General features: G+C 69.0%; 14 protein-coding genes. 6 read left to right on the forward strand and 8 right to left on the reverse strand.

Annotation, left to right across the window (positions count from 1 at the left end; all coding sequences use genetic code 11):
* Positions 1-4: 4 nt before the first annotated feature.
* Entirely contained in the window at positions 5-1300 is a 1296-nt protein-coding gene (locus tag ABW137_RS16135; protein WP_526401688.1) for a SatS C-terminal domain-containing protein, read from the reverse strand.
* Between the two features lie 86 nt (positions 1301-1386).
* On the opposite strand from ABW137_RS16135, the gene ABW137_RS16140 reads away from it, so the two are divergent.
* The gene (locus ABW137_RS16140) at positions 1387-2097 is read left to right on the forward strand and encodes a TVP38/TMEM64 family protein (protein WP_526401690.1); all 711 of its coding nucleotides are present in this window, start codon (positions 1387-1389) and stop codon (positions 2095-2097) included.
* Positions 2098-2103: 6 nt separating this feature from the next.
* Here ABW137_RS16140 and ABW137_RS16145 read toward each other — a convergent pair whose 3' ends face one another.
* Both ABW137_RS16145 and ABW137_RS16150 read right to left on the reverse strand, forming a co-directional pair.
* Positions 2104-2622: an SRPBCC family protein gene (locus ABW137_RS16145; protein WP_526401692.1), complete on the reverse strand. Its 519-nt coding sequence runs from the start codon at positions 2620-2622 to the stop codon at positions 2104-2106.
* Positions 2623-2650: 28 nt separating this feature from the next.
* On the reverse strand, positions 2651-3034 hold the full coding sequence (locus ABW137_RS16150; protein WP_526401694.1) for a winged helix-turn-helix transcriptional regulator: 384 nt from the start codon (positions 3032-3034) through the stop codon (positions 2651-2653).
* Between the two features lie 253 nt (positions 3035-3287).
* On the opposite strand from ABW137_RS16150, the gene ABW137_RS16155 reads away from it, so the two are divergent.
* Positions 3288-4286, forward strand: coding sequence for a zinc-binding alcohol dehydrogenase family protein (locus ABW137_RS16155; protein ID WP_526401696.1), 999 nt, complete (start codon positions 3288-3290; stop codon positions 4284-4286).
* A 21-nt stretch (positions 4287-4307) separates the two neighbouring features.
* Here ABW137_RS16155 and ABW137_RS16160 read toward each other — a convergent pair whose 3' ends face one another.
* Positions 4308-5402 (reverse strand): C40 family peptidase, encoded by a 1095-nt coding sequence (locus ABW137_RS16160; RefSeq protein ID WP_526401698.1) that lies wholly within the window; start codon positions 5400-5402, stop codon positions 4308-4310.
* A gap of 2 nt (positions 5403-5404) precedes the next feature.
* Positions 5405-5701 (reverse strand): hypothetical protein, encoded by a 297-nt coding sequence (locus ABW137_RS16165; protein ID WP_526401700.1) that lies wholly within the window; start codon positions 5699-5701, stop codon positions 5405-5407.
* A gap of 121 nt (positions 5702-5822) precedes the next feature.
* On the opposite strand from ABW137_RS16165, the gene upp reads away from it, so the two are divergent.
* Positions 5823-6446 carry a uracil phosphoribosyltransferase gene (upp, locus tag ABW137_RS16170; protein ID WP_526401702.1) on the forward strand — a complete coding sequence of 208 codons (624 nt, stop codon included), beginning with the start codon at positions 5823-5825 and terminating at the stop codon, positions 6444-6446.
* Here the strand turns inward: upp and ABW137_RS16175 are convergent.
* Positions 6428-7951, reverse strand: a complete 1524-nt coding sequence (locus ABW137_RS16175; RefSeq protein ID WP_526401704.1) for a phospho-sugar mutase — start codon at positions 7949-7951, stop codon at positions 6428-6430. The two genes, upp and ABW137_RS16175, sit on opposite strands and share 19 nt — an antisense overlap.
* A gap of 52 nt (positions 7952-8003) precedes the next feature.
* A complete protein-coding gene (locus tag ABW137_RS16180; protein WP_526401706.1) occupies positions 8004-8441 on the reverse strand; it encodes a MarR family winged helix-turn-helix transcriptional regulator in 438 nt (145 codons plus the stop codon).
* 28 nt (positions 8442-8469) lie between these two features.
* Here ABW137_RS16180 and ABW137_RS16185 point away from each other — a divergent pair, with 28 nt between their 5' ends.
* Positions 8470-9618 carry an AbrB family protein gene (locus ABW137_RS16185; protein WP_526401708.1) on the forward strand — a complete coding sequence of 383 codons (1149 nt, stop codon included), beginning with the start codon at positions 8470-8472 and terminating at the stop codon, positions 9616-9618.
* Here the strand turns inward: ABW137_RS16185 and ABW137_RS16190 are convergent.
* Complete coding sequence (locus ABW137_RS16190; protein WP_526401710.1) at positions 9558-10370, reverse strand: purine-nucleoside phosphorylase; 813 nt, start codon at positions 10368-10370, stop codon at positions 9558-9560. The two genes, ABW137_RS16185 and ABW137_RS16190, sit on opposite strands and share 61 nt — an antisense overlap.
* A gap of 68 nt (positions 10371-10438) precedes the next feature.
* On the opposite strand from ABW137_RS16190, the gene ABW137_RS16195 reads away from it, so the two are divergent.
* Together ABW137_RS16195 and ABW137_RS16200 are read left to right on the forward strand one after the other, a co-directional pair.
* Positions 10439-11617 carry a M20 family metallopeptidase gene (locus ABW137_RS16195; RefSeq protein ID WP_526401712.1) on the forward strand — a complete coding sequence of 393 codons (1179 nt, stop codon included), beginning with the start codon at positions 10439-10441 and terminating at the stop codon, positions 11615-11617.
* Complete coding sequence (locus tag ABW137_RS16200) at positions 11614-12786, forward strand: amidohydrolase (protein ID WP_526401714.1); 1173 nt, start codon at positions 11614-11616, stop codon at positions 12784-12786. Before ABW137_RS16195 ends, ABW137_RS16200 begins: the two co-directional genes overlap by 4 nt.
* The last annotated feature ends 34 nt before the right edge of the window (positions 12787-12820 follow it).

Genomic DNA, 12820 nt, shown 5'->3' on the forward strand with positions numbered 1-12820 from the left:
CAGATCAGGCACGGTGGAGGCGCTCCTCCAGCTCGCTCAGCAGCTCGCGCAGGCGGGCCGACTCGGCGGTGAACGGCGGGCTCGGGGCCAGGCGGGTCGGGTTCGGGCGCACCACGAACGACACGAGCCAGCCCAGCGGCTGGTTGTCGGCCAGCGCGGTGCGGGGCTCGTCGTCGCCCGCCCACTCCCCCACGTCGAGCAGCAGCTCGGTGACCAGCTCCAGCTGGGAGGGGTCGACGTCCAGGGTGCCCTCGGCGATGTCGTCCACCAGGCCGGGCAGCACGTAGTGGTTGAGGGGGTCGACCTCGACCTCCAGCTCCCCCACCGACGCCTGCTCGACGACCTCGGTCCACGTGGAGACCGCGGCGAGGTCGTTGTCCTCGGTCTCGTCCCCGGCCAGCCAGCGGGCGAGGGCCCGCTCGCTGCCGAACACCTCGATCGTGCCGCCCGAGCCGAGGAAGATCGGCTTGTCGTCGAGGTAGCAGCGCAACGTGTAGTAGGTGCCGCCCCGGGTGAGGAGGCGGATCGGGTCGATGCCGACGTTTGCCCAGAAGTCCTCGTCGTCGCCGAGGACCTGTGCGGTGGCCTGGGCGGCCAGGGCGTCTTCCTCCCCGTCGGTGTCGACCTCGCCCTCGATGATCGCCTCGTCGGAGTCTCCGTCGGAGTCTTCGTCGGCGTCCTCGGTCTCGTCGACCTCCGGCGCGGGCTCGGCGAGTTCGACCTCGGCCTTCTCGGACGCCGCGGCGTCGACGTCGGGGGTGGACACGATGGCGTCGATGGCATCGATGACGCCGTCCCAGCTGCGGCCGATCACGCCCTCGATCTCGGCCCAGCGCTTCCGGCCGACGCGGCCGTCAAACGCCTCGAGGCCGCCGCCGAGCGAACCCAGGACGGGGTTGCCGTTGAAGAACTTCGCGACGGCGGTCAGGTCGCACACCGATCCGATGGCCTGCACGACGGCCAGTGCGCGCAGGAGTTGCCCGACGGACTCTCCGGTGGGCTTCTCCGCCACGATCTCTGGCACGCCGATCAGGTCGTGCTGCTGCTCGTCGTCGGGTTCGAGGCTGTGGGCGTTCGCCCCCGTCAGGGCGGGCCAGGCCGGGTGATCGGCAAGGTCGTTGTCGGAGCTGGTCCGGACGAATCCGACCAGGTCGGCGACCGACTCGAACGCGTACAGGTCATCGTCCTTGCCCAGGAACGCCTGCCACTCGTCGTCTTCGTCCCGCCAGGAGGGAGCCCACAGTGTGTAGAGATCGCCATTGGTCAGCCCGAGACGCACCGGCACGATGTCAGCAGCCATGCGGCACAGCCTAACGACGCTGCACGAGTTGGTTGCCAGGCGGTCGGAGACCCGGTCGGCCCCAATGCGGCAGGATTGACGCCAGCATGACCGAGAACGACGGAACGTCAACGACCAGCCGGCGCCGCCACGTCGTTCGACTGGTGTTGTTCGTCGTGTTCCTGGCCGGGTTGTTCTATCTGTTCACGGTCGCACGGGTGGTCGACGTCGACGACGTACGAAGCGCGGTGGCGGCGACGGGTCCACTCGCACCGTTGACGTACGTGGCGGTATCCGCGACGCTCGGCGCGATCCTCGTTCCCGGACCGATCCTGGCGGCGGGAAGCGGTGTCCTGTTCGGGCCGCTGCTCGGCACCTTCGTCACCCTCGGCTCGGCGATCGGCACCGCGGTCATCACCAGCCTCATCGGTCGGCGGGCCGGTCGCGACAGTGCCCGCGCGCTGATCGGGGAGCGCCGGGCCGACCGCCTGGACGCGCAGATCCGCCGAGGCGGACTGTGGGCAGTGGTGGGGCAGCGGTTCGTGCCTGGCATCTCCGACGCCCTGGCGTCGTACACGTTCGGTGCGTTCGGAGTTCCGTTGTGGCAGATGGCCGTTGGCGCGTTCATCGGATCAGCGCCGCGCGCGTTCGTGTATACGGCGCTCGGGGCGTCGATCGGCGATCTGTCGGCGCCGCTCGCCTACACAGCGATCGGAGTGTGGTGCGTGACGGCCGTCATCGGGGCCTTCGCCGCGCACCGCGGCTACCGGCACTGGCGGGGACGCGACGACGTGCCCGCCGCGGAACCGACCGATTGAGCCCGCTCAGGTCCGGGCGAAGTACCGCCTGCCATCGACGGCCAGCCGGCCGAAGGCCAGCTTCAGCACCGGGGCCAGCGGCTTGAACGGCAGCGCGAACCCCGCCTTGGGTTCGATGGCCACGGTCCAGGTGAACCGGGTGGTCTCCCCGTCGGTGCCCTCCGGTTCGACGACGTAGTCCTCGGCGAAGTGTCGAAAGATCGGAAGGCTCGCCTCGTAGACGGCGAACGAGTTGCGGTGCTCTTCATCCCGGTGCCCTTCATCCCAGCGGAAGTAGCGTTCCCGGACCTTGATCGCGCCAGGCGCCAGGGCGACCTCGCGGGTGGTGCCGACGCCAAACGGGCGGGGGCTCAACCAATTCACCGAGGTGACGGTCGCGCTCCAGTCGGCCAGCGACCCGTCGGAGGTCAGGGATTCCCACACCTTCGCAGGCGGAGCCTCGAAGCGCGTCGAGTAGCGGAACAGGTGTGGTGCGGACGTGAAGAAGCCTTCGTCGACCGGTTCGACCGGATGCCAGCGCGTCATGGGCACCAGCATGCCAAACGGCGTGCGGTCACGGCGCCCAGTCACCGTTGAGCGACTCGATTCGGTCGAGGTTGTCCTCGGCCCAGGCCCGGAGCGCACCAAGGGGTTCGGAGACGCTGACGCCGAGCTCGGTCAGCTGGTATTCGACTCGTGGCGGCACCTCGGGATAGATCGTCCGCGTCACCAACGACGCGGCCTCCAGACGGCGCAGGGTCTGGGTGAGCACCTTCGCGCCGACGCCGGGCAGAGCGGTCTGCACTGCCGTGAAGCGCAGCGCACCGCGATCGTCGAGAAGACCGATGATCAGCGCGGACCACTTGTTGGCCAGCAGGTCGAGCAGCGACCGGCACGGGCAGGTCGCCGAGTAGACGTCGTGCTGATCGTGGCGACCGCTCGGGCACCTCGTTGCCATGTGGCTCCTCAGTGGTGTGACCTTCAATCCTTTCGGTTGGATCGTAATGGCTCACGGGCGGGATGAGGCGGTGTCGTCAAGAGTGGGATGTCCCTTCCGAGTCAGGGGCCACGACCATGCCGCCCGCCACCTGCACTGCTTTCCACGAGGGAAGTGATCGACCTTGCAGGACACTGGGGTACCGGCGCTAGCATCGCGGAGGTCGGAGCCTCTGCCCGACAAGACCCCCCAAATACATAGGACGACAACGGACATGACCACGATGACAGCAGTCGGCTCGTACGCTGCATTGCCGATCGACTCTCCCGATGCACTCAAGGACATCGTGGTTCCCCTGCCCGAAGTGTTGCCGCGGGACGTCCTGGTCCGGGTCGAAGCCGTCTCGGTGAACCCGGTCGACGTGAAGCGGCGCTCGAGCATGACATCGTCGGCCGAGCCGACGATCCTCGGTTTCGACGCCGCGGGTGTGGTGCACGCCGTCGGATCCGCGGTGACGACGCTGTCGGTCGGAGACAAGGTCTGGTACGCGGGTGACATCACTCGCCAGGGCAGCAATTCCGAGTTTCAGGCCGTCGACGAGCGCATCGTCGCCCGCAAACCGGCTTCGTTGACGTTCGCCGAGGCCGCGGCGCTTCCCCTCACCACGATCACGGCGTGGGAGACGCTGTTCGAGCGGTTCGGTATGAATGGGGAAACGCGGGGGGACCTGCTCGTCGTGGGTGCGGCCGGCGGCGTCGGCTCGGTGATGATCCAACTGGCCAAGAAGCTCACCGGTGTGCGGGTGATCGGCACCGGCAGTCGTGACGATTCACGACAGTGGGCCGTCGACATGGGCGCCGACGTCGTGATCAACCACCACCATCTTCGTGACCAGGCTCTCGACGTCGCACCCGACGGCGTGGACTTCGTGTTCTCCCCGCACTCCGCAGGCAACGTCGGGATCTACGCAGAGATCATCCGGCCGTTCGGCCACGTCACCGCCATCGACGAACCCGAGGGGCTGGAATTGGTGGTGCTCAAGGAGAAGAGCATCGCGTGGCACTGGGAGCTGATGTTCACCCGTTCGATGTTCGGCTATGACATGGAGTCTCAAGGGCGACTGCTCGCCGAGGCCGCCAGGATGGTCGATGCCGGAGAGCTCAGGACGACGCTCACGTCGGCCATCAAGGGCTTCGACGCCGAGGGACTGCGCGAGGCGCATCGATTGGTCGAATCCGGTCGAATGGTCGGCAAGGTCGTCGTGCATCGGTGAATCGACGAGTCGTGCCGACAGTCACACCGTAGGACGCCAGAACCCCTGAAATCCTTGACCCGCATTCGACGTCCGGATCGCCGATAGCTTGACGGGCGAGCCCGCTTCGATCATCTGCCCGTTGCCAACGATCATCGCCACGTGCCCGTCCCAGACGGCCAGGTCACCAGGGCGCAAGGCGTTTCGGCCGACCTCCATCCCGATGTCCTGCTCCTGGGCCAACCGCGGAAGGTCAAGGCCCGCTTCGTGATACGCCCACTGGGTAAGACCACTGCAATCCAGCCCAACGCCTGGCGTGGTGCCACCCCAATCGTAGGGAACGCCCAGCTGGGTCAACGCATGCCGGACCGCGCTTGCCGCAACGGCGTTGGGTGCCGTGGCGGTGCTCCCGTCGGGCAAGTTCACCGCAACACCGCTGCCGAACATGCCGGGGTCGGCCGTCGGGGCGGCTTCGGCCCGGTCGCCCGACGGCGCGTCGGGGCGAAGTGCCGGGAGGCTGGCAAGACTTGCGGGTATCAACCCGGATGATGCCGACCCGAGACCGGAGCCCGATGCCGGCCCCGGTCCCGAGCCCAGCCCGCCGAATCCGGCGGGTGTCGTGGGCGTAGGTGCGGGTGTCGTGGGCGTAGGTGCGGTGGTGGAGTGGGTGACCGCGGCCGCCCGCGCGTCCAATTCGGCACGAAGCTCGTCGACGACCCGCTCGGCGTCTGCGAGTGCGCGGCGCGCCTCGGCCACCAGTTGGTCGGCGACGCCGGGGTCGGGCAGCCGAGCCTCGAGTGCTGCGGTGCGCGCCTCGAACTCCTCGACGATCTCGCGCAACCTCGAACGCGCCCGGGCGACGGCGTCCGCCGCACCTGCCGCCGCCCGCCCGAGCTGGTCGGTGCGGCCCGCCATGGCCTGGACGGCGTCGACGGTCGCCCTGGTGAAGTCCGATGCCGCGTCACCGCCCTCGCCCGCCCACTGCGTCCGCTGCCAAGAGGCGCCCGCCGCGACGCCGACCTGGGCCAGGGCGTCGCGAATACCGGGTAGGGCGGCGGGCGCGTCCAACGATCCCGATCCCAGCGACGCTTGCACGGCCCGGATCTGTGCGATCAGTCCGGCCGCGAACGAACTCACGCTCACACCGTGTGCGTCGAGATCGCCTGCCCCGTGGTGGCTTCGGCGTCGCGATAGGTTTCGGCGGCCGTGGCCGCGGTGGATCTTGCCGTGGCCAACCGATCGGCGAGCCACCGCACCCGCCCCGCCTCCTCCACCAACGCGGCGTTCAGGGTGGTGAGGAAGGCGGCGCCCACGGCGCCGAAGGCGTCGGCGGAGGACTGTGCGGCGGTCAGGTCAGCTGCGACGGCGGCGAGATCGTCGGCGTGGCGGTGCTGGGCGGTCGAGAAGACGTGGATGTCGGACGTGTCGGCGAGCATGCGGTTATGACGGGCGCGAGCGCCCCGCGGTTCCATACACGTATCCGACGCGGGTTCATTGACGTCTCCGACGTGGGTTCATACACGTCTCCGACGTCGCGGTCCATTAGGGTTCGAGCGCATGGACGTCCGCGTTGTCGATCATCCCCTTGCCGCCGCGCGGCTGACCACGTTGCGCGACGAGCGCACCGACAACGCCGGCTTTCGGGCGGCGTTGAACGACCTGGCGTTGATGCTCGTCTACGAGGCCACCCGTGACGCCGCCAGCGAACCCGTGCCGATCCGCACGCCGCTGACCGAGACCGTCGGGTCGCGGCTGGCGGCCCCGCCGCTGCTGGTGCCGGTGTTGCGCGCGGGTCTCGGCATGGTCGAGAGGGCGCATCAACTGATCCCCGAGGCCAAGGTCGGCTTCGTCGGGGTCGCCCGCGACGAGGAGACCGCCCTACCGACGCCGTATCTGGAGTCGCTGCCAGAGGACCTGAGCACGACGCCCGTGATGGTGTTGGATCCCATGTTGGCCACCGGCGGGTCGATGGCGCACACCCTGGGGTTGCTGTACGCGCGCAACGCCGTCGACGTCACCGCCGTCTGCGTGGTGTGCGCACCGGAAGGCATTGCGGCACTTGAGAAGGTGGCTCCCGAGCTACGCCTCTACACCGCGGCGATCGACGACGGCCTCAACGACGTCTCCTACATCGTCCCCGGCCTTGGCGACGCGGGGGACCGTCAATTCGGTCCGCGCTGAAGCAGATCGACCACGTCGGCCATCAACCCGTCGAGTAGTGCGTTCGCCTCCGCAGAGGCAACCTCGACGTCGTCGCGCCGGGGCAGGTGAATCTCCAGGTATGCCTTGACCTTTGGCTCGGTTCCCGATGGTCGGACTGCGACCCGCACGGTCTCACCGGCGTAGAGGATGGCATCGGTTCGCTGCTGACCGCGGCGGTCCAACAGGTCTTCCACGGCAATCGCTTCGCCGCCCAGCCGGTCGGGTGGCGCTGCCCGCAGCCTGTCCATCAGCGTGGCATTGGCAGGCACCGAGACCGCGGCGCTGACGTGCACGCCGTGCCGCAGAGCGAGCGCGTCGAGAGCGTCGGTGAGCGTGCGTCCATCGGCGCGCAGAGCCGAGACCAGGTCACACGCGAGGATCGCCGCGCTGATGCCGTCCTTGTCGCGTACCGCGGCTGGGTCGACGCAGTGGCCGATGGCCTCCTCGTAGGCGTAGACGAGCGTGCTGCCCGCCATCCCGGCGTCAGCGCGGGCCAGCCACTTGAACCCGGTCAGGGTCTCGACGTGCTGGGCGCCGTGGTGGGCGGCGATCGACGCCAGCATTCGGGACGACACGACGGTGCTGGCCACCACGCTGCTGGCCATCACCTCGCCGGGGTCGATCTGCGAGAGTACGTAATCGCCGAGTAGCCAACCAGTTTCGTCACCAGACAGCATGCGCCAGCCCGTAGCCGTCGGGATGCCGACCGCGCATCGGTCCGCGTCGGGATCCAATGCGATCGCAATCTCGGCGTCGACGTCGGCGGCCAAGGCCAACAACAGGTCGGTCGCGCCGGCTTCCTCGGGGTTGGGGAACGCGACGGTGGGGAAGTCGGGATCGGGATCGAACTGCTCGCCGACGGCATGGACGTCGGTGACGCCGGCCATCCGCAGGGCGAGTAGGGCCACTTCGCCGCCGACCCCGTGCATCGCCGTCAACGCGACCCGGACGTCGCCGGTGGCGCGGCGCACACTGGCGGCGCGCCGGACGTACTGGTGGACGAGATCGGTGTTGGCGGGTGTCACCTCCTCGCGGGCGATCTCGGAGGGCGCCCGTCCCATCGCCGCTTCGATCTCGCGGTCGGATGGCGAGACGATCTGCAGGCCTCCGTCCAGATACACCTTGTAGCCGTTGTCGGCGGGCGGATTGTGTGATGCGGTGATCTGCACGCCCGCCGCTGCCCGCGTGCCCCGCGTGACGAAGGCCACCACTGGCGTCGGTGCGGGGTCGGGGAGCAAGACGACGGAAAAGCCCTCGGCGGCAAAGACTTCTGCGGTCGCCAGCGCGAAGTCGTCGGAGTTGTGCCGCGCGTCGCGCCCGACGACGACCGTCGACCCGCCGAGGCAGCGGTCCTTCAACACGCTGGCGACGGCCCACGTCGCGGTCGTCACGGTATCGACGTTCATGCCGCCGGGGCCGTCGCGCATCGGTCCGCGCAAGCCTGCGGTCCCGAACGTCAGGCGTTGTTCCGTCATGGCGCTCATTGTGCGGTGCGGTTCGCCGGAATCCCACGTTCGGTGGTCTTCGCGTACGCGCTCATTCACGCTCGTCGCCGTCGGCGAGCTTCCTGAGCACCGGTGCGACGAGCATCAGCAGGTTGAACTCGAGTTCTGTCAACGTCTCCCGCATGGCGGCGTTGAGCCACTCGTCGCGTTCGGCGCGGTCGGCCTCCAGCAGGGCCACGCCGTCGGCGGTGGCCTCGATGAGTTGGCGGCGACGGTCTTCGACGTCGGTGCGGCGGGCCACCAAGCCGCGGGACTCCAGATGGTTGATCCCGTCGGTGAGGGATTGGACGCGCACGTGCATGCGGGCGGCGAGTTCGGCCGGGGTGGTGACGCCCGTCCGGATCACTTCGCCGAGCACCTGCTGCTGGTTGACGGTGAGGCCGTTGTCGCTGCGGTGACGACGAAGTTGCCGGGTCAGCGCCATGATCGACTCTCGTAGCTCGGTCGCGGTGGCAGTGTTTGCGCCCATTACCAAGTTATACCTTGGTAATAATGTGATGAACATCGGTTTGTGCACATCTAATTGCAAGCGCATACTTGTCATTGTGTGGAAGTGGGCATTGCTGGTCGTCGTGACGGTCGCCGTCACCCTGCCGCTGAACGCCATCGGCGTCCCCTCTGCGGCGCTCTTCGCGGCGCTCATCGTGGGTATCGTGCTGGCGCTGCTGTCGCTGGCTCCGGCCGCCATGCCCCGCAAGGCGGGCCTCGCCGCGCAAGGCGTCCTTGGCGTCTACATCGGCACCATGGTCCATCGCGACGCCCTCACCGCGCTGGGGTCCGACTGGCCCATCGTGCTCACCGTCGCCCTGGCAACCCTGGCCCTTAGCGTCATTGCGGGCGCTCTACTCGGCCTCCACCGGGACATCAGCCCGCTGACCGGATCGCTCGCGCTCGTCGCGGGCGGCGCGTCGGGACTGGTCGCGATCGCGCGCGAACTGGGCGGCGACGATCGCGTCGTCGCCGTCGTGCAGTACTTGCGGGTCGCGCTCATCACCGCGTCGATGCCCGTCGTCGTGGCGCTGGTCTACCACGCCGAGAAGTCCGGAAACGCAGCCCCTCCCGCGCATAGTGACGCGGCGCCTTGGTATCTCAGCGTGCCCATGATGATCGTCGTCGTACTCGTCGGCATCACGGCGGGTCGCCTGGTCCGGATGCCCGGCTCGGGTCTACTCGGGCCGATGGCACTGACCATCGCCTTGGAGTTGACCGGGACGTCGTTCGGAATGTCGGTCCCGCTGCTCCTGGTGCAGGTCGGCTACGCGGTGATCGGGTGGCAGGCGGGCGTTGCGTTCACGAAGGAGTCCATCCGTGGGATCGGTCGGGCGTTGCCGGTTGCGCTCGCGCTCATCGTCGTGCTCAACGTCGCCTGCGCGGGACTGGGCATCCTGCTGGCCCACGTCAGCGGGATCAGTCCGCTCGAGGGTTATCTGTCGACGAGCCCCGGCGGCGTCTACGCGGTGCTGGCCACCGCGGTGGAGACGGGCTCCAACGTCACCTTCATCGTCGCTGCGCAGGTGGTCAGGGTGCTGCTCATGCTCTTCGCCGCGCCGCTGATGGCGCGCGGATTCGTCAAGCTCACGGAGCGCTACGGCGCCAGGCGGGCCAGCACCTCGGAAAGCAGGGAACCCATCCGCGTGGCCGACTGACGACCGGCCGCCAGCACCTCGACGTGGCTGAGTGGCTCGCCGGTCATGCCCGCGGCCAGATTCGTCACCAGCGACAACCCCAACACCTCGGCTCCCGCGGCCCGCGCGGCGATCGTCTCGTGCACCGTCGACATGCCGACCAGATCGGCGCCGATCGTGCGCAGCATCCGGATCTCCGCGGGTGTCTCGTAGTGCGGGCCCGGCAGCCCCGCGTACACCCCTTCGGCCAACGTGGGGTCGACGTCACGGGCCAAGGCCCGCAGCCGCGGTGCATAGGCGTCGACGAGATCGACGAACTGGGCGCCGACCAGCGGAGAGCGCGCCGTCAGATTGAGGTGGTCGCTGATCAACACCGGCTGCCCGACGGCGTAGTCCTCGCGGAGTCCGCCTGCGGCGTTGGTCAGCACCACGGTCCCAACGCCCGCGGCGCAGGCGGTCCGCACCGGATGGACGACGTGGCGCAGGTCGTGACCCTCGTAGGCGTGAATCCGGCCGAGTAGCACCAGGACTCGGGTGGCGCCGATTTGCACCGCCAGGACCTGGCCGCCGTGCCCTGCAGCCGTCGGCGGGGTGAAACCCGGAAGGTCGGCCATGGGGACGACGGCGGTCGGCTCGCCGAGCTCGGCTGCCGCGGGCGCCCAGCCGGAGCCGAGCACGACGGCAACGTCGAAGGAGTCGACGCCGGTGCGCGCCAGGAGGTCGGCAGCGGCAGCGTCGGCGACGGCCTGCGGATCGGATGGCGCACTGGTCACGAGGAGGCACTCTAGTGGGGCGATGAGCGCTCGCGCGAAGAGCAGATGGACGGTGAGATACTTCTTCGATGCCCACTGCCACCGCGTCGACGACCGTCGAGGACGTAGTCCAGCGACGTCGTGGCGATCTGATCGAGCTGTCTCACTCGATTCACGCTGAACCCGAGCTGGCGTTCGCCGAGCACCGCAGCTGCGCCAAGACCAAGGCCTTGGTGGCCGAGCGGGGCTTTCAGATGACTGCGGCGCCAGGCGGGCTGGACACCGCGTTCCGCGCCGACTTCGGTAGCGGCTCGTTGGTCGTGGGCGTGTGCGCGGAGTACGACGCGCTGCCCGAGATCGGCCATGCCTGCGGGCACAACATCATCGCCGCCTCCGCGGTCGGCGCGGCGCTGGCGTTGGCCGAGGTCGCCGACGAGCTGGACCTCACGGTCGTTCTCTTCGGTACGCCCGCGGAGGAGGCGGGCGGGGGCAAGGTCTTGATGCTGGAGGCAGGCTGTTTCGACGACGTGGCAGCGACGGTCATGCTGCACGCCGGGCCGTTGGACATCGCCAGGGCGAGATCGCTGGCGCTGTCCCAGGTCGCCGTTCATTACGTGGGACGCGAAGCGCACGCGGCCGTCGCCCCGTACCTCGGACTCAACGCGGCCGACGCGATCACCGTCGCCCAGGTGGCGATCGGCCTGTTGCGTCAGCAATTCGCACCCGGCCAGATGGCGCACGGCATCGTGACCAACGGCGGCGATGCCACCAACGTCATCCCAGCCAGCACCGAATTGCACTACACGATGCGGGCCAACGATGCGGGCTCACTACGCGAACTGGAGACCAGGATGTCGGACTGCTTCCTCGCCGGCGCGGTCGCCACGGGATGTGGCCACGAAGTCGAGACGACGGAGCCGTCCTACCTGGAGCTGACGCCCGACCAATGGTTGGCCGACGTCTTCCGCGCCGAGATGGTGCGGTTTGGCCGCGCTCCCGTCTCCGTGGAAGTCGAGTCGGCGTTCCCGCTGGGAAGTACCGACATGGGCAACGTCACCCAGTTCATGCCTGGCATCCACCCCGTGGTCGGCATCGACGCCGGGGGCGCCTCGATCCATCAGCCGGGGTTCACCCAGGCTGCGGCAGGTCCCAGCGCCGACACCGCCGTCGTCGAGGGAGCGATCATGTTGGCGCGCACGGTCGTCGAGCTCGCCGAGACCCCCGCGGAGCGCGACCGCGTGCAGAGACTGAAGGCGGAGCGCGCATGAGCAGCATCGGTGACTACACCCAGACGTGGCTGGCCGCGCACTACGACGACCTGGTGTCCTGGCGCAGGCACATTCACCAGCACCCCGAGCTCGGTCGGCAGGAATTCGAAACCACGCAGTTCGTCGCGTCGCATCTGGCCGACGCGGGACTCAACCCGAAGGTGCTGCCCGGCGGCACGGGTTTGACGTGTGACTTCGGCCCGGAGGACGTCCCGCGGGTGGCGCTGCGCGCCGACATGGACGCGCTGCCGATGGCTGAGCGGACGGGAGCGTCCTACGCGTCGCTGGTTCCGAACGTCGCGCACGCCTGCGGACACGACGGGCACACGTCGGTGCTGCTCGGCGCGGGCCTGGCCTTGGCGTCGGTGCCGGAGCTGCCGGTCGGCGTCCGACTGGTCTTCCAACCCGCCGAGGAGCTGATGCCCGGCGGCGCCATCGATGCCATCGCCGCGGGAGCGCTCAACGGGGTGTCGCGCATCTTCGCGTTGCACTGCGATCCGCGGCTCGCCGTGGGCAGGGTCGCCATCCGGCCTGGCCCGATCACCTCGGCCGCCGATCAGGTGGAGATCACGCTGCACTCGCCAGGTGGGCACACCTCGCGGCCGCACCTCACCGGAGACCTGGTGTATGCGCTGGGGACGCTCATCACGGGTGTGCCCGGGGTGCTGTCGCGGCGGGTGGATCCACGCGACAGCACGGTCATGGTGTGGGGCGCGGTCAACGCAGGCGTGGCTGCCAACGCCATCCCGCAGGCCGGAACCGTTGCAGGCACCATCCGGACGGCCAGCCGCGAGGCGTGGTTGGCCATGGAGGACCTCATCCGCGAAATCGCCTCGTCGCTGCTGGCGCCGCTGCAGGTGGAGTACAGCGTGCACTACCGCCGCGGTGTGCCCCCGGTGGTCAACGAGGAGGTGTCGACACGCATCTTCACGCACGCGATCGAGGCGATCGGACCCGACGTGCTGACCGACACCCGGCAGTCCGGGGGTGGTGAGGACTTCTCCTGGTATCTGGAGGACGTGCCCGGCGCCATGGCCCGGCTGGGCGTGTGGTCGGGCAGCGGGCGGCAACTGGATCTGCATCAGCCGACGTTCGATCTTGACGAGCGGGCGCTGGGCGTCGGCGTCCGCGTGTTCGCCAACCTCGTCGAGCAGTCGGCCGGGCTCTAGCTTCGAATGCGAGAAGGGCACCCCGTTTCGGGGT

The organism is Mycobacterium sp., assembly GCF_040509115.1.
Taxonomy (GTDB): Bacteria; Actinomycetota; Actinomycetes; order Mycobacteriales; family Mycobacteriaceae; genus Mycobacterium.

Coding starts and splice junctions, on each gene's coding strand:
- ABW137_RS16200 (WP_526401714.1), top strand. CDS start 11,614: ATGAGCAGCATCGGTGACTACACCCAGACGTGGCTGGCCGCGCACTAC.
- ABW137_RS16145 (WP_526401692.1), bottom strand. CDS start 2,622: ATGACGCGCTGGCATCCGGTCGAACCGGTCGACGAAGGCTTCTTCACG.
- upp (WP_526401702.1), top strand. CDS start 5,823: ATGGACGTCCGCGTTGTCGATCATCCCCTTGCCGCCGCGCGGCTGACC.
- ABW137_RS16135 (WP_526401688.1), bottom strand. CDS start 1,300: ATGGCTGCTGACATCGTGCCGGTGCGTCTCGGGCTGACCAATGGCGAT.
- ABW137_RS16140 (WP_526401690.1), top strand. CDS start 1,387: ATGACCGAGAACGACGGAACGTCAACGACCAGCCGGCGCCGCCACGTC.
- ABW137_RS16155 (WP_526401696.1), top strand. CDS start 3,288: ATGACCACGATGACAGCAGTCGGCTCGTACGCTGCATTGCCGATCGAC.
- ABW137_RS16150 (WP_526401694.1), bottom strand. CDS start 3,034: ATGGCAACGAGGTGCCCGAGCGGTCGCCACGATCAGCACGACGTCTAC.
- ABW137_RS16195 (WP_526401712.1), top strand. CDS start 10,439: ATGCCCACTGCCACCGCGTCGACGACCGTCGAGGACGTAGTCCAGCGA.
- ABW137_RS16185 (WP_526401708.1), top strand. CDS start 8,470: ATGAACATCGGTTTGTGCACATCTAATTGCAAGCGCATACTTGTCATT.
- ABW137_RS16165 (WP_526401700.1), bottom strand. CDS start 5,701: ATGCTCGCCGACACGTCCGACATCCACGTCTTCTCGACCGCCCAGCAC.
- ABW137_RS16175 (WP_526401704.1), bottom strand. CDS start 7,951: ATGAGCGCCATGACGGAACAACGCCTGACGTTCGGGACCGCAGGCTTG.
- ABW137_RS16180 (WP_526401706.1), bottom strand. CDS start 8,441: ATGGGCGCAAACACTGCCACCGCGACCGAGCTACGAGAGTCGATCATG.